Genomic DNA, 15,621 nt, shown 5'->3' with positions numbered 1-15,621 from the left:
CGGCTCGTCGCAGTGCTGGGTGTCGGGGCATGGCCCCAGTGACCGGCCGAACACCGAGCCACGACGTGGATCCCGGCTATCCGGGCATGATGCCGTGGATGCGGGAGAGGGTGAAGACCCGATCGTCGTCGCGCAGGTGGCACCAGGCGTACAGGTAGGGCGGGTCGAGCACGAGCTCGCTGAGGATGCGTACGGTCCGGTTGCCCGAGGCGGCGACGTACTCGACCGTGATGGCTGTGCCGACGTCGACGGCATGGGCGAGCTGGCGGACATCGCTGTACGCCAGGTTCTTCGCGTACGCGGCGGCGATCTCCTCGGTGTCCGTGCCGTAGGGGACCCCGGTGCCGAACGGGTCGGGAGCCGGGAGTGCCGGCGGGGCGGCCCGCAGTCTGGCGGCCAGCGTGCTCAGGTCGAGGGTCACCGGAGTCATCTGAGTCACCGTCGGCACGGACCGCTGCCGCTGTACTGGGAGTGGGGGGACCGGGACCGGGGCGGCGGCACGTCGGCGCCGGGCCCTCTCGACGCGTACGGTTCCGTCGGCCCTCTCGGCGACGGGGGCGTAGCCGGCGGCCCGGAGCGCGGCGAGGGTCTTGTCGAGTGGGGTCCGGCTGACCAGCACGGTCGGTGCCAACACGCGTAGGCCGAGGGCGCCGAGCTTTCTGTGAGTGACGAGTTCGGCTAGGAGGGCGGCTTCTTCGCCATGGATCACACAGGCAGCGGGGGCGATGCGCACACGGCCGTGAGTACGTGCGGAGTCGTTGATCATGTACAACAGCGGCTGGGGGAGGCCGCCGACCGCGATGGCGCCCAGGTCGGCCGCGATGGCATCCGCCGTGCGGCCCGTGTCCAGGGCGCGGCGAACGGTTGTGGGGCTGAACCGCCACACCGATGCCGTGCCACCGACTTCCTTGTCCGCGACGGTGTCCAGCAGTGCGGCGAGGCGGGCGGACGGTGTGCCGGTGACAACGGCGGTGAGGTCCGCGCCGAAACGGGCTGTCCTGGTGGCTGCCGGCAGCAGCCGCTCACAGGCAGCGGCGAGCGTTTCGGCGGCTTCGGTGTCGTCGGCCCGCAGAGCGGCACCGATGGGGGACAGGCAGCCGCGGGCGACGACCCCGAGCAGTTCCGCTTCCCGGATTGCGGTGGCGAAGGGCGTGGTGTCCTGGGGGAGTTGCTCGGCGAGCGGGCGGTGCCAGGCAACCATCGGCCCCAGCTCCGCGGGGCTGTGCACTCCCCGGTGCGCCGGGAACTCCGCTGCGGCGGCGAGGAGCCCCTCTCGGGCCTGTATGGAGCCGCCGCAGGGCGGTGCTCCGGCGAGCGCGGGCAGTACCTTGCCGTCCTCGTCGCGGGCCTGGGCCGGAGTCAGCGGCAGCGTCCGCCAGGTGTGGAGCAGCGCGGTGAGCTGCTCCGCTGGTTCTCGTTCCGCCCAGGTGTCGTATCCGTCCGTTGGCGCGACCCGGTCGCCGTCCCGGGCCAGCAGCCCGGCGTCGTACGCCGTCTCCAGAACAAGGCGTACGACGATGTCGTCGCACTGCGCCGCCTTGCTGATCCTGGACAGCTCACGTGCTCCGACCCCGCCGGACTTCAGCAGGACCGGCGGAGCAGCGGAGCACGTCGCCAGAACCGACGCGGCATGTGCGGCGAACCCCGTGGCCGCTGCCGCCGCCTCCCGGTCTACTTCCGCCGAGGTGACGGACGCCGTCCTCACGACGGGCGGGACGGGCTCGAAGGGGGCGTGCCAGCCGACTCCGCGCAGTGCGAGCGCCACCTCGGCGGGCATGCGTGTGGATCCGTACCCGGAGTACCGGTCCTGGACCAGCAGTCCCCGCTCCAGTGCCCAGCGCGCACTCGGCTCGGAGTCGGCCGACGGGGCCCTGAACGTGATCAGACGCGCCGGTGATTGAGCCTGTTCACCCTGGTGAGACGCTCGCCGCTCAAGCAGCTTCCGGGTGGACGCAGGTGCCGAAGTGATCACCGCGGCCACCCGCTCCGGATTGCTGTGGTGTTCCAGCAGAGCGGTCAGCCGATGCTTCTTGGTGGTGCCGGGCGACGGGATGCCCAGGGCCACCAGCATGCGGCGCAGTTCCTCGGAGGTCGTGTTCGCCAGTAGCCGTGTGAGCGGAGCGTCCAGCCCCAGCGGCGAGTCCCACGCCTGCCGCAACGGCGTCGCCATGCGCAGCAGCCCTTCGTCGTCCGGCCAGACGAGTGCGCGGTCGGCCAGCGCCTGCAAGGCCGCGTCCAGCCCGCGCGTGCTCTCCGTTCCGGTCGCATCCAGCAGATCGGCCAGGGCGGCACACGGAACGGGCCCCAACGCTGCCAGTGCCTCGGCCACCTGCAGGTGTGGCAGCGCGAGTCCGGGCAGCACCGGGGCCACCGACGCCGGGCGCTGAAGGCGGTCCGCGAGTTCGCCGAACGATCGTGGTTCCGGCGGGGACACGGCATCCGGGCGAGCTGCCAGGACCCGCTCAAGCCGGTCGACTTCCAGATCACTCAGCCAGGTGGCCAGAGTTGATCCGCTGGGCTTGCCGATGGGGACACCTCACAAGGACGCGTGTCGATGGTCTCCGACCGGAATCGGTCCTGCACAGAGCCCAGAATGACGGATCGCGGGGGACGCCTGCGTCCTGAGTCGGCAGAAACCCGCTTCTGAGTGAAGGCGATGTCCTGTGACTCGACCCGGCGACGACAAGTCGACGGAATGAAATGTCTCTTATGTCGGAAATAAATGAGACCAGAACTGAGACCACCAACGCCGAAGGGCCCCGCAGCAAGCTGCGGGGCCCTTCAACGTATTGCCCGGTGAGAGCAATGGCGGAGGATACGAGATTCGAACTCGTGAGGGGTTGCCCCCAACACGCTTTCCAAGCGTGCGCCCTAGGCCACTAGGCGAATCCTCCGCCGCAAACAATACAAGACGTTGAGGAGTGCTCGCGAACCCGTTCCCCGGGGAGGGGGCGGGGCGGGGGTCGAGGTGGACTTGTGGGGGTGGGGATCGGCTAAGGTGGGCGTCAGCCCCTCACGTGGCGCTATCTGACTGAACTCCCCCAGGGCCGGAAGGCAGCAAGGGTAGGTTGGCTCTGGCGGGTGCGTGGGGGGCCCTTGCGTTTCCGGGTGGTGCGGGTCACGGTCGGGGCCGGTTGTCAGTGCGCCCCGATAACCTCGTAGGTGTGTCGTCCCTTGCGCTGTACCGCCGCTACCGCCCCGAGTCGTTCGCCGAGGTCATCGGTCAGGAGCATGTCACTGACCCGCTCCAGCAGGCCCTGCGGAACAACCGGGTCAATCACGCGTACCTGTTCAGCGGCCCGCGAGGCTGCGGCAAGACGACGAGTGCGCGCATCCTGGCCCGCTGTCTGAACTGCGAGCAGGGGCCCACGCCCACGCCCTGCGGGGAGTGCCAGTCCTGCCAGGACCTGGCGCGCAACGGGCCGGGGTCCATCGATGTGATCGAGATCGACGCCGCTTCGCACGGTGGCGTGGACGACGCCCGCGATCTGCGGGAGAAGGCGTTCTTCGGGCCGGCGTCGAGTCGTTACAAGATCTACATCATCGACGAGGCGCACATGGTGACGTCGGCGGGGTTCAACGCCCTGCTGAAGGTGGTGGAGGAGCCGCCGGAGCACCTGAAGTTCATCTTCGCGACCACGGAGCCCGAGAAGGTCATCGGGACCATTCGGTCGCGGACGCATCACTATCCGTTCCGCCTCGTGCCCCCCGGGACCCTGCGCGACTACCTCGCCGAGGTCTGCGGCCGGGAGAACAGTCACGTGGACGACGGCGTCCTGCCGCTCGTCGTGCGCGCCGGGGCCGGGTCCGTGCGTGACTCGATGTCCGTCATGGACCAGCTGCTCGCCGGCTCGGGCGACGAGGGTGTGACGTACGCCATGGCGACGTCACTGCTCGGCTATACGGACGGCTCACTGCTCGACTCGATCGTGGACGCCTTCGCGGCGGGCGACGGGGCCGCGGCCTTCGAGGCCGTGGACCGGGTCATCGAGGGCGGCAACGACCCGCGCCGGTTCGTCGCCGACCTGCTGGAGCGGCTGCGCGACCTGGTGATCCTCGCCGCCGTCCCGGACGCGGGCGAGAAGGGGCTGATTGACGCACCCGCCGACGTCGTGGAGCGCATGCAGGCCCAGGCGTCCGTGTTCGGGGCCGCCGAGCTGAGCCGCGCCGCCGACCTGGTCAACGAAGGGCTTACGGAGATGCGCGGCGCCACCTCGCCACGCCTCCAGGTCGAGCTCATCTGTGCCCGTGTCCTGCTGCCCGCGGCCTTTGACGACGAACGCTCCATGCAGGCCCGGCTGGACCGGCTGGAGCGGGGCGCCTCCTTCGCCACCACCGGCCCCGGCCCCGCCATGGGCTACGTGCCCGGCCCCGAGGCCCTCGCCCACGCACCGGTCCCGCCCGCCCCCCAGCCGGACGCCGGGCCCGCCGCCGCCCGTGCCGCCGCCTGGGGGGACGCGCAGCCCCCCGCTCCGGCCCCGGTCGCCCCCCAGACCCCGCCCCCCGCCCCCGTACAGGCACCGCCGCCCGCAGAGGCGCCCGCCGCCGGACAGCGGCCCGGTGCCTGGCCCGCCGCCGCGTCCGCCCCGGACCAGGGGCGCCGGCCCGGTGGCTGGCCCACCGCCGCCGCACCCGGCCGGGCCCCCGCCCCGACACCGGCTCCGCAGAGCGCCCCCGCCGCGCCCCCCGCCCCCGCCGCGCCCCCCGGGCCCGCGGCGCCCGAGACCGCTCCGGGCTTGGCGCAGGGCGCCGGCCAGGTGCGCAATATGTGGCCCGACATCCTGGAGGCGGTGAAGAACCGTCGACGTTTCACGTGGATCCTTCTCAGCCAGAACGCCCAGGTGACCGGCTTCGACGGCAGCACGCTGCAAATCGGCTTCCTCAACGCGGGTGCGCGGGACAACTTCACGAGCAGCGGCAGCGAGGACGTGCTGCGCCAGGCGCTGGCGGAGCAGTTCAACGCCCAGTGGAAGATCGAGGCGATCGTCGATCCGTCGGGTGGCGCCGGACAGCCTCCGCAGCCCCCGTCCGGCGGCGGCCAGCGCCCGTACAGCCCGCCGCCCGCCGCGCCGCGCCCCGCCGCGCCCGCGCCGCAGTCGTACGAGCGGTCCGCAGCCCCCGCGCCCGCCCCGGCACCGGCTCCCGCGCCCGCTCCGCAGCAGCCGGGCCCCGGCTCCGGCTCCCCGGCCGGGTCGCCGTCCGCCTCCTACGCGGCCCCCGAGGCGCCGAAGCCGGTCGCCCCCGAGGACGACATCCCGGAGGCCGACGACCCCGACCTGGTCGACTCCGCCCTCTCCGGGCACGAGCTGATCGTCCGCGAACTGGGTGCCACGGTGGTCGAGGAGTTCACCAACGAGTAGGCGGGCCGCCCCCTGTCCACGGACCGGCGGCCGTCGAGGGCGCGGCGCCCCGGCGGCTAGGCTGCACCCGTGAAGGTCCTCGTCATCGGCGGCGGCGCCCGCGAACACGCCCTGTGCCGCTCTCTGTCCCTCGACCCCGACGTCACCGATCTGTACTGCGCCCCCGGCAACGCCGGCATCGCAGAGGTGGCCGAACTGCACCCGGTCGACGCCCTCAACGGCGCCGCCGTCGCGCGCCTCGCCGCCGAGCTGGGCGCCGGGCTGGTGGTCGTCGGCCCGGAGGCGCCGCTTGTCGCCGGTGTCGCCGACTCGGTGCGCGCCGCGGGCATCCCGTGCTTCGGCCCGTCCGGCGCCGCCGCGGAGCTGGAGGGCTCGAAGGCGTTCGCCAAGGACGTCATGGCCGGGGCGGGCGTGCCCACCGCCCGCAGCTACGTGTGCACCACGCCCGCCGAGATCGACAGCGCCCTCGACGCGTTCGGCGCGCCCTACGTGGTCAAGGACGACGGTCTGGCCGCGGGCAAGGGTGTCGTCGTGACCGAGGACGTCGAGGTGGCCCGCGCCCACGCGCTGGCCTGCGACCGGGTGGTCATCGAGGAGTTCCTCGACGGCCCCGAGGTGAGCCTCTTCGCGATCACCGACGGCACCACCGTGCTGCCGCTCCAGCCCGCCCAGGACTTCAAGCGCGCCCTCGACGGCGACGAGGGTCCGAACACCGGCGGCATGGGCGCGTACTCCCCGCTGCCGTGGGCCGATCCCAAGCTGGTCGACGAGGTCATGGAATCGGTGCTCCAGCCGACCGTGGACGAGATGCGCAGGCGCGGTACGCCCTTCTCGGGGCTGCTGTACGCGGGCCTCGCGATCACCTCGCGCGGGGTGCGGGTCATCGAGTTCAACGCCCGGTTCGGCGACCCGGAGACCCAGGTCGTCCTGGCGCGCCTCCGGACGCCGCTGGCCGGTGTGCTGCTCGGCTCCGCCAACGGCACCCTGGACCAGCTGCCGCCCCTGGCGTGGCGCGACGAGGCGGCCGTCACCGTGGTCATCGCCTCGCACAACTACCCGGGCACCCCGCGCACGGGTGACCCGATCGAGGGGCTGGACGAGGTCGCGGCGCAGGACGCCCCGCACGCGTACGTGCTGCACGCCGGCACCAAGCGCGATGGCGACACGGTCGTCAGCGCCGGCGGCCGCGTGCTGTCCGTGACGGCGACGGCCGATGACCTCGCGGGAGCCCGCGAGCGCGCCTACGCGGCGGCGGCGCGGATCCGGCTCGACGGTTCCCAGCTCCGTACGGACATCGCCAAGAAGGCCGCGGAGGACGCGGCCACCGCCGGATCCTGAGCCGGAAGCGCGGCCCGTACCCCGCTGACCCCCTGCCCCTCAACACCTTTGACCAAAGCCATTCCATCGAGTGACGGCTAAGCCATCCGGATGACGCCCGCCGCACCCCCAACTAGGGTGCGGCGCAAGCGTTCCGGCACTTGGCCCCACCGATATTGCGATGTCAGTGGCGGGTGCCACAGTGGGGGAGTGAGCAACACCGCCGTGGGGGCAGAGGGGGTGAGGTCCAGCCGTGTCCGGTACCGGTACGGGTGAGGAGCCGGGTGCGCGGGCAGCGCGGGCCCGGGCGCTCGTCCTGCTGCGCATCCGCGGCAGGGCGACGGCGGTCGCGCTGTTGCCCGCCGCGCTGGCCGTGGTGCTGTTCGCCGCGGGCGCGCGGGGGTTCGCGGACGGCGGCGGCTGGGACGTGGCGCGCTGGGCCGTGGCCGTCTGCGCGGTCGTGGTGCTGCTGATCGCGGGAGCCGTCGCGCTCGCGGTCGTACGGGCGAAGCCGGCGGTCAGTCCGACCGTTCCGCTCAGCGAGTCGGCGGCGCCCGACCTCTACCGCCTGGTCCGGGAGCTCGCGGACCGGCTCGATGTGCCCGCGCCCTCGGCCATAGCCCTCACGCCCGACTGCGACAGCTGGCTGGAGGACCGTACGCATCCGGCGTCCGGCGGCCCCGCCCGCCGGACCGAGGCGGCCCCCGTACTGGTCATCGGCTCACCGTTCCTGTGGTGGATGCGGGTCGCCGAGCTGCGCGCCCTGCTCGCTCCGGTCGTGGCGGGCACCAGCGCGTCCGCCCAGCCCGACATAGCCGCCGCCCGGCGCTTCGTCCGGGGCCTGGACGGGGTGGTCGCCGATGCCGCCGCCCCCGCCCGGGGGCCGGTGCGCCGGGCCCTTCGGCTGCCGCGCGTCTTCGTCGGGCGGATCGCCCGGATACTGCTGCGCAGCTGTCGCGGTCATGCCGCGGAGATGGAGCGGGGGGTCGCCGCCGCCGCTTCCTCGCGCGCCCGGGAGGTGGACTACGGGCTGCGGATCGTCGCGCAGGAGCAGGTGGGCCTCGCCTACGCCGGCTGGGACCGGCTGCTGACCCGGGTCGCGCTGCCCGCCTGGCGGATGGGCCGCTGGCCCTCGCAGCTGGACGCGGGCGTCGTCGCCGCGCTCACCGAGCTCTCCCGCCGCGACCGGCTGGCCGAGGGGTACGCCTCCCGGCTCGGCGAGCGGCCCGCCTGCGACCTCCTGGAGGAGCCGGGGGCGGCCGACGAGGCGGCGTCCCTGCTGGCGGCCCGGCTCTTCCACGGCGGGCCCGCCGAGACCGGCCCCGACTGGTCCCCGGTGGACTGGCAGCAGTATCCGGACGAGGTCGTCGACCGGGAGTGGCGCTCGGAGGCGGCCCGGCTGCACCGCGTCCTGGACGCCATGGGCGTTCCGCCCGCCGCCGCCGTCGGCGGGGTGCCCACGCTGGACCGTGTGGTCGAGCACCTGGAGGCGGGGGAGGCCGGTGGCGAGGAGCTGGCGGCCGGGATCCTCGCCGCCGTGGCCCGCGAGGAGGCAGAGGCGGAGAAGCGGGCGAGGGCGATGGCCCCGGGCGCCCTGCCCGCCCCCGGCCCCGACCCCACCGCCGGCGACGACCTCCTCGCCCTCTGGGGCCCCGACCCGCTCCCGCTGTTCCCGCTCCAGCCGCCCCGTACAGGCACCGAACTGCTCGCGGACCACGTCGCGGCCATGGTCTGCTGCGCCGCCGTGGACACGGCGGGCGCGGCGCCCGGCCTCGACTGGCTCGACGGGCCCGCGCTGCTGGTCGACGGCGAGCGCCGCGCGGACCTCGGCAGCCCCGTCCTCAGCCTCATCGAGGACGGCGACGCCGGGCCGCTGCGGTCCTGGCTCGCCTCGGTCGGCGTACGCACCGACAAGCCCGTCCGTCTCGTCTGAAACAGGCCCCAGCCGACAGGGGGGGCGCGGCAGACTGGATGGCCGAGAACAACCGCATAACCGGAGCAGCAGCTTCCGTTAACGTCAATTCACGACGAACGGTGACGGAGTGCGTGCGTTATGTGATGTGCTGGGGAACGGCGCTGACTGACGGCGCACCACTGTTGATCCGGGGGCCTGAGGGAGGGGGAGCGTGATGGGGGCTGAACAGATCCGTCGGTGGGAATCGGGTGCGCTGGCGCATGCCGTGACCGACCCTTTCGGCCAGGGGCCGCTGCCCTGGCTGCGCGGCAGCGAGAACTACTTCGACGACACCGGCCAGGTCGTGCCCTGGTACGCGGACCCCACCCTGTCCGGTGGCGGCACGCGCACCGCCGACGATGTGCGCCGGCAGATCAAGGGCTTCACCTCCACGGGCGCCGCGGCCCCCGGTGAGGCGATCGACTTCCACATCACGGTGGACCCGCCGCAGCAGTTCTCCGTGGACGTCTACCGGATCGGCCACTACGGGGGCGACGGCGCCTCGAAGATCACCACGAGCCCCCGTCTTTCGGGCATCGTGCAGCCGGCCCCGCTCACCGCCGACCGCACGGTCTCCTGTCACCACTGGTGGCTGTCCTGGCGGCTGCAGATCCCCAGCTACTGGTCGCTCGGGGCGTATGTCGCCGTGCTCACCACGCTCGACGGCCACCGCTCGCACATCCCGTTCACGATCCGCGACAACCACCCGGCGGACCTGCTGCTCGTCCTCCCGGACGTCACCTGGCAGGCGTACAACCTCTATCCGGAGGACGGCCGGACCGGCGCCAGCCTCTACCACGCCTGGGACGAGGAGGGCCGGCTCCTCGGGGAGGAGGACGCGGCGGTCACCGTCTCCTTCGACCGCCCCTACGCGGGTGCGGGCCTCCCGCTGCATGTCGGACACGCGTACGACTTCATCCGCTGGGCCGAGCGCTACGGCTACGACCTCGCCTATGCCGACACCCGCGACCTGCACGCGGGCCGGGTCGACCCCACCCGCTACCGGGGCCTGGTCTTCCCGGGCCACGACGAGTACTGGTCGGTGCCGATGCGCCGTGCCGCCGAGCGCGCCCGCGAGCACGGCACCTCCCTGGTCTACCTCTCCGCCAACACCATGTACTGGCAGGTCAGCCTGGGGCCTTCGGCGTCCGGGGTGCCGGACCGGCTGCTCACCTGCCGCAAGCGCCGAGGGCCGGGCAAGCCCGCGCTCTGGCGTGAGATCGACCGCCCGGAGCAGCAGTTGCTCGGCATCCAGTACGCGGGCCGGGTCCCCGAGCCACACCCCTTGGTCGTGCGGAACGCGGAGCACTGGCTGTGGGACGCGACGGGTGCCGGTGAGGGCGACGAGATCGAGGGTCTGGTGGCGGGCGAGGCCGACCGCTACTTCCCGCGCACCACGCTGCCGGAGCACGACAACCGCATCCTGCTCGCCCACTCCCCGTACCAGGACAGCGAGGGCGTGATGCGGCACCAGGAGACCTCGCTGTACCGGGCCCCTTCCGGTGCGCTCGTCTTCGCCTCGGGCACCTTCGCCTGGTCCCCGGCCCTGGATCGCCCCGGCCATGTGGACCCGCGCATCCAGAAGGCCACCGCCAACCTCCTCGACCGGATCTGCAAGCGCGCCTGACCGGAGGACGCCATCCCGCGCTTCCGCGCCCACCCGGACGGCACCCCTCCGCAGCCGGCCGTTCCCGGGTACGGGACAATCGGAACGGTTCTTGGAACAACGTACGCGGAGGCAGCGTGTCCGGATTCGTAGAAAAGCCCGAGCCGGTGCAGGTGCCGGGGCTCACCCACCTGCACACCGGCAAGGTGCGCGACCTGTACCGGAACGAGGCCGGTGACCTCGTCATGGTCGCCAGCGACCGGATGTCCGCGTACGACTGGGTCCTGCCGACCGAGATCCCGGACAAGGGCCGCGTCCTGACCCGCCTCTCGATGTGGTGGTTCGACCAGCTCGCCGACCTCGTGCCGAACCACGTCCTGTCGACCGAGGTGCCCGCCGGGGCGCCCGCCGACTGGGAGGGCCGCACGATGATCTGCAGGTCGCTGCGGATGGTCCCGGTCGAGTGCGTCGCCCGCGGCTACCTGGCGGGCTCCGGCCTGGTCGAGTACAACGCCTCGCGTACCGTCTGCGGCATCGGCCTCCCCGACGGCCTGGTCGACGGCTCCGAGCTCCCGGGCGCGATCTTCACCCCCGCCACCAAGGCCGCCGTCGGTGACCACGACGAGAACGTGAGTTACGAGGAGGTGGCCCGCCAGGTCGGTACGGAGACCGCCGTCGCGCTGCGCCGGACCACCCTGGACGTGTACGGCCGGGCCCGCGACATCGCCCGCAAGCGGGGGATCATTCTCGCGGACACGAAGTTCGAGTTCGGCTACGCGCCCACCGCCGACGGCGGCGAGGAACTGATCATCGCCGACGAGGTCCTGACCCCGGACTCCTCCCGCTTCTGGCCGGCCGCCTCCTGGGAGCCGGGCCACGCCCAGCCGTCGTACGACAAGCAGTTCGTCCGCGACTGGCTGACCTCCCCCGCCTCCGGCTGGGACCGTACGAGCGAGCAGCCTCCGCCGCCGCTGCCCCAGGAGATCGTGGACGCGACCCGCGCCAAGTACATCGAGGCGTACGAACTTCTCACCGGCACGTCCTGGTAGGAGCGCCACACGAAGAAGCCCCCGGCCGAAAGGCCGGGGGCTTCTCTTCGTCTGAGCGGACGACCAGGTTCGAACTGGCGACCTCAACCTTGGCAAGGTTGCGCTCTACCAACTGAGCTACGTCCGCAAGCGCCGAAGCGCGACACCTACTATACCCATCCCCGCTCGCGCGCGAGACGCACTGCCGCGTGACGGTTCTCCGCACCCAGCTTCGAGGCGGCCGCCGAGAGGTAGTTCCGTACGGTCCCCTGCGAGAGCGAGGCCCGCTCGGCGATTTCCGAGACCGGCGCCCCGTCGACCGCGAGCTCCAGCACCTCGGTCTCGCGCACGGTCAGCGGCGAGTCCCCGGCGGCGATGGCGTCGGCCGCCAACTCCGGGTCCACGTAACGGTTCCCCGCCTGCACGGTACGGATGATGCCGGCCAGTTGGCGGGCGCTCACGGTCTTGGGCACGAAGCCCCGCACGCCCGCCGCGAGGGCCCGCTTGAGATGGCCGGGCCGGCCGTGGCTGGTCACGATCATGGTCCGGCAGTCCGGCAGTTCGGCCCGCAGCGATGTGGCTACGCTCACACCGTCGGCCCCGGGCATCTCCAGGTCGAGCACCGCGACGTCCGGGCGGTGAGCCCGGGCCATGGCAAGCGCCTCCGGACCCGTCGCCGCCTCCGCGACCACCACCAAGTCCTCCTCCAGCGCGAGAAGGGCGGCGAGCGCGCCCCGGATCAGATGCTCGTCATCGGCGAGCAGCACCCGTACCGCGGTCATCGTCATTCCTCCACGAGGCCGGATCGCGACCTCACCATCACACCCGGGGCCACCATGGCCGCGGGACGCAGGACCAGGGGCGCGCGGCGTGCCAGCGGGACCGCCGCCAGCGGGATCGTCGCCGTCAGCCGGAACAGGCCGCCCTTCGCCGGGCCCGCCTCCAGCGAGCCGTCCAGCGCGGCGAGCCGTTCGCGGAGGCCGGCCAGCCCGGAGCCCGGCCCGTCCGTGGCGGGCGAGGGCGGCGTCCCGGCGGGCGTCGCGCCGTCGTTCTCGACCTGGAGCGCCACGGAGCCGGCGGTGACCCGCACCCGGATCACGCAGTGGCGCGGGTCGCCGTGGCGCAGCACGTTGGTGGCCGCCTCCCGGACGACCCAGCCGAGCGCCGACTGCACGGGCGCGGGCAGGTGCTCGCCGCTGTCGCCGGTCACCGTGCACTCGATGCCGGCCGCGCTCAGCACGCCCTGAGCACCGGCCAGTTCCGTGCTCAGATCCGCTTCGCGGTAGCCGCGCACCACATCGCGTACTTCCTGTTGCGAGGCGCGCGCTATCCGCTGCACCTCGACCATCTGGTCCACCGCCTCCGGGCGGCCGCGCTGGGCGAGCTCCACCGCAAGCTCGCTCTTGAGCGCGATCACCGCGAGGTTGCGGCCCAGCACGTCATGCATGTCCCGCCCGAACCGCAGCCGTTCCTCCGCCACGGCGAGCCTGGCCTGTATGCCCCGGGCCTGCTCGGCCTGCCACATGACGCTCATGCTCCAGGCGCTGGGCCGGACCGAGATCAGGACCAGCACGCAGCCGAAGAGGCTGCAGGGCAGCACTCCCGCCAGGGTGCCACCCTGGATACCGGCCACCGCGAGGGCGCCGGTGATCAGGGCGGTGAGGCAGAGGGACTCGACCAGGAAGCGGCGGACCGGCACCAGGAGCACCCGCGTGATCACGAGGGCCATCGGCGCGTTCAACGTCATGAGCAGCAGTCCCGAGCCCCTGACGCCGTCCACCCCGGCCAGGGCCGCCAAGAGCCCGACGGCCACGACCAGAAGCACCACGGGAGCGAGCAGGCGCCGCCCCGGGAAGACGGAGATGCCCAAGTAGTGCTCGTACGAAGCGTGCAGGTTGCGGTTGCTCAGCACGCACTGCGCGAGGCTCACCAGGAGCAGCGCCAGGCCGAGGGCCAGCGGAAGCGGTTCGTGGCGGATGTCGTGGTGGAAGGGCGTCCCCTGCCAGGCCAGAGCGAAGAGCCAGGGGATGCAGGAGACGGTGAACCGCGAGTACAGGTCGATCCGTTCCATCTTGCTGCGCTCCTGCCAGCTGCGATGCCAGCCCCGTACGCGCATCACGGCCCTACCTCCTTGTCAGCGGCGAGGGTCCCAACGGAACCACCGCTGCACAGCAAACACGGCCAGTGCCGTCCAGACCAGCCCGGTCAACGCGGCGCCGAGCAGGTCGGTGCCCTCGGGGCCGCCGAACCAGCCGTCCCGGACCAGGGTCATCACACCGGTCAGCGGCAGGTACGCGCAGACCGCCGCGAGCCGGTCGGGGAATATGTCCAGGGGGATGAAGAGGCCCGAGCCCATCATCGAGACGAGGAACAGCGGCAGCGTCGTCAGCTGGGCGGTCTGCACGGTGCGGGTGATCACGGAGGTGACCGCGGCCAGGACCGTCAGCAGCACCACGCCCAACAGCAGCCCCGTCACGAGCAGTTCCGGGCGCTCCGGTGCGCCGAGGCCGAAGAAGGCTGTGCCGGCGACGACGATCACCGCGCTCTGGGCCAGGGCGAGGGCGCCGGCCGGAAGGGCGGTCCCGGCCAGGATCTCCCCGTCGGTGACCTCGCCGGTCCGCAGTCGCTTCAGGACCAGATCCTCGCGCCGGGCGACGTAGGCGGCGGTCAGGTTCATGTAGACGGCCTGGATGAGCACCGTCCCGACGCCGCCCATGAGCGCCGCTCCGGCGACGGTGAGCCCGGTCCCGTCGAGGTCGACCTTCTCGAACGCCGACTTCATCGCCATGATCATGGCCGCCGGCATGAGGAGCGCGACAAAGATCGCCGTCCTGTTCCGGGCGAGCAACGACAGCTCGGCCCGGCCGAGGGCCGTCAGCCGGCTCACGGCCGTCGTGCGCGCGGGGCCGGCTGCGGGGGTGGTCGCGGTGGTCATGGGACAGGCACCTCTTCGGTTTCGGCGGCGGACTTCGCGATGTCGAGGAACGCCTCTTCGAGCGAGGCGGAGCGGGCGTCGAGCCCGTGGAGCCGGACATCCGACTCGGCCGCCCAGCGGAGCAGTTCGGCCAGGGCGTCCTGGAGGCGGTGCGTCCGTATCTCGACCAGGGGGCCCTCGGCGGCGGCGCGGAGCTCCAGGGGCAGCCGTGCCGCCGGAACGCCCTCGGGCAGTTCGAAGCGGATGCGGGCGGGGCGGGCCGCCGTCACCTCGGTCGTGGTGCCCGCGGTAACGATCCGGCCGCGGTGCATGATCGCCAGCCGGTCCGCGAGGGCTTCGGCCTCTTCCAGATAGTGCGTGGTGAGCAGCACGGTGATGCCGTCCTCCTGGAGCCGGCGCACCAGTGCCCAGGTGTCGCGACGGCCCTCCGCGTCGAGGCCGGTGGTCGGCTCGTCCAGGAAGAGCACCTCGGGCCGGCCGAGGAGCGCCAGCGCCAGGTCGAGCCGCCGCCGCTCACCGCCCGAGAGCTGCTTGACCCGGACGCGGGCGCGGTGGCCGAGCCCGACCAGCTCCAGGGCCTCGCCGGTGGGCCGGGCGCCGGTGGTGCAGCCCGCCCACATCCGTACCGTCTCGGTCACCGACAACTCGGACGGGAAGCCGCCCTCCTGGAGCATCACGCCTATCCGCGGGCGGACCTGCGAGCGCTCGCCGTAGGGGTCGCGGCCCAGCACGCGGACCGTGCCGCCGTCGGGCCGGGCCAGGCCCTCCAGGAGCTCGACGGTGGAGGTCTTGCCGGCCCCGTTCGTACCGAGGAGGGCGAAGAGCTCGCCGCGGGCCACGGAGAAGGAGACGCCGGACACGGCCTCGAAGCCGCCGGCATAACTGCGCCGGACGTCTTCCGCCTGGATCACGCACTCACGGGACTTGTCGTCGCTGGTCATGTCTTCAGGTTTCCGTCCGTGCCGGGACCGCGGCAGTGCGGACTGTCATCACCACTCATGACAAACGTCATGGGTGGTGGGGCACGGGCCGGGAAGACACAGGGAGCCGGCCGGAAGAGACGAGAACATGACGAAGGCCCCGGTCGAAATCGACCGGGGCCTTCGTATTCTGAGCGGACGACCAGGTTCGAACTGGCGACCTCAACCTTGGCAAGGTTGCGCTCTACCAACTGAGCTACGTCCGCATGGCAACCACTCGGCTTTCACCGGTGGAGCGAGCACTACTCTACCTGATCCACCGGAGTGGTCCTGCAAGTCGTGCAGAGCGGGTGACAGGAATTGCACACTGCGCCTTCCCCCTGGAAGGGGGATGTTCTACTACTGAACTACACCCGCACGCTGCGTGGGGTTCGGCCTTTTCGGCCTCGCCCCTCGGCGTGTTCCAGACTCTATCCGACCTGCGGGGGTGTCGCGCAAGTC

Annotated in this window: 10 protein-coding genes, 4 tRNA genes and 1 other RNA gene; 6 read left to right on the top strand and 9 right to left on the bottom strand. The window is 72.4% G+C overall.

Annotation, left to right across the window (positions count from 1 at the left end):
- Positions 1-76: 76 nt before the first annotated feature.
- Both OG867_RS15085 and OG867_RS15080 read right to left on the bottom strand, forming a co-directional pair.
- Entirely contained in the window at positions 77-2,527 is a 2,451-nt protein-coding gene (locus OG867_RS15085; protein ID WP_406290966.1) for a helicase-associated domain-containing protein, read from the bottom strand.
- A 279-nt stretch (positions 2,528-2,806) separates the two neighbouring features.
- Positions 2,807-2,894 (bottom strand) — tRNA-Ser (locus OG867_RS15080).
- Positions 2,895-3,004: 110 nt separating this feature from the next.
- Between OG867_RS15080 and ffs the strand changes: the two genes are divergently transcribed.
- From ffs to OG867_RS15050, 6 genes are all read left to right on the top strand, one after another.
- An RNA gene (gene ffs, locus OG867_RS15075) (signal recognition particle sRNA small type) lies at positions 3,005-3,101 on the top strand.
- Between the two features lie 63 nt (positions 3,102-3,164).
- A complete protein-coding gene (locus OG867_RS15070; RefSeq protein WP_406285798.1) occupies positions 3,165-5,360 on the top strand; it encodes a DNA polymerase III subunit gamma and tau in 2,196 nt (731 codons plus the stop codon).
- 69 nt (positions 5,361-5,429) lie between these two features.
- On the top strand, positions 5,430-6,698 hold the full coding sequence (gene purD / locus OG867_RS15065) for a phosphoribosylamine--glycine ligase (RefSeq protein ID WP_328901287.1): 1,269 nt from the start codon (positions 5,430-5,432) through the stop codon (positions 6,696-6,698).
- A gap of 232 nt (positions 6,699-6,930) precedes the next feature.
- Positions 6,931-8,610, top strand: coding sequence for a hypothetical protein (locus OG867_RS15060; RefSeq protein ID WP_406285796.1), 1,680 nt, complete (start codon positions 6,931-6,933; stop codon positions 8,608-8,610).
- Between the two features lie 196 nt (positions 8,611-8,806).
- The gene (locus tag OG867_RS15055) at positions 8,807-10,258 is read left to right on the top strand and encodes a N,N-dimethylformamidase beta subunit family domain-containing protein (protein WP_406285794.1); all 1,452 of its coding nucleotides are present in this window, start codon (positions 8,807-8,809) and stop codon (positions 10,256-10,258) included.
- A gap of 116 nt (positions 10,259-10,374) precedes the next feature.
- Positions 10,375-11,286: a phosphoribosylaminoimidazolesuccinocarboxamide synthase gene (locus tag OG867_RS15050; RefSeq protein WP_406285791.1), complete on the top strand. Its 912-nt coding sequence runs from the start codon at positions 10,375-10,377 to the stop codon at positions 11,284-11,286.
- Positions 11,287-11,340: 54 nt separating this feature from the next.
- Here the strand turns inward: OG867_RS15050 and OG867_RS15045 are convergent.
- The 7 genes from OG867_RS15045 to OG867_RS15015 form a co-directional block, all read right to left on the bottom strand.
- Positions 11,341-11,413, bottom strand: a tRNA-Gly gene (locus OG867_RS15045).
- A 22-nt stretch (positions 11,414-11,435) separates the two neighbouring features.
- Positions 11,436-12,047 carry a response regulator transcription factor gene (locus OG867_RS15040; protein ID WP_018101743.1) on the bottom strand — a complete coding sequence of 204 codons (612 nt, stop codon included), beginning with the start codon at positions 12,045-12,047 and terminating at the stop codon, positions 11,436-11,438.
- A 2-nt stretch (positions 12,048-12,049) separates the two neighbouring features.
- Complete coding sequence (locus tag OG867_RS15035) at positions 12,050-13,381, bottom strand: sensor histidine kinase (protein ID WP_406290964.1); 1,332 nt, start codon at positions 13,379-13,381, stop codon at positions 12,050-12,052.
- Positions 13,382-13,399: 18 nt separating this feature from the next.
- Positions 13,400-14,200, bottom strand: a complete 801-nt coding sequence (locus OG867_RS15030) for an ABC transporter permease (RefSeq protein ID WP_406285789.1) — start codon at positions 14,198-14,200, stop codon at positions 13,400-13,402.
- Positions 14,197-15,141, bottom strand: a complete 945-nt coding sequence (locus tag OG867_RS15025) for an ABC transporter ATP-binding protein (protein ID WP_406285786.1) — start codon at positions 15,139-15,141, stop codon at positions 14,197-14,199. Before OG867_RS15025 ends, OG867_RS15030 begins: the two co-directional genes overlap by 4 nt.
- 172 nt (positions 15,142-15,313) lie before the next feature.
- Positions 15,314-15,386: transfer RNA gene (locus OG867_RS15020), tRNA-Gly, on the bottom strand.
- A 79-nt stretch (positions 15,387-15,465) separates the two neighbouring features.
- Positions 15,466-15,537, bottom strand: a tRNA-Gly gene (locus OG867_RS15015).
- Positions 15,538-15,621 lie beyond the last annotated feature (84 nt).

Source organism: Streptomyces sp. NBC_00209, assembly GCF_045206345.1.
In the GTDB taxonomy this organism is placed as follows: Bacteria; Actinomycetota; Actinomycetes; order Streptomycetales; family Streptomycetaceae; genus Streptomyces.
The sequence above is the reverse complement of the archived record's forward strand: the minus strand, read 5'-3'. Positions and strand labels throughout refer to the sequence as shown.

What these genes read in the sequence shown, in the direction of transcription:
- OG867_RS15055 (WP_406285794.1), top strand. Translation starts at nt 8,807, where the DNA reads ATGGGGGCTGAACAGATCCGTCGGTGGGAATCGGGTGCGCTGGCGCAT.
- OG867_RS15040 (WP_018101743.1), bottom strand. Translation starts at nt 12,047, where the DNA reads ATGACCGCGGTACGGGTGCTGCTCGCCGATGACGAGCATCTGATCCGG.
- OG867_RS15035 (WP_406290964.1), bottom strand. Translation starts at nt 13,381, where the DNA reads ATGCGCGTACGGGGCTGGCATCGCAGCTGGCAGGAGCGCAGCAAGATG.
- OG867_RS15030 (WP_406285789.1), bottom strand. Translation starts at nt 14,200, where the DNA reads ATGACCACCGCGACCACCCCCGCAGCCGGCCCCGCGCGCACGACGGCC.
- OG867_RS15025 (WP_406285786.1), bottom strand. Translation starts at nt 15,141, where the DNA reads ATGACCAGCGACGACAAGTCCCGTGAGTGCGTGATCCAGGCGGAAGAC.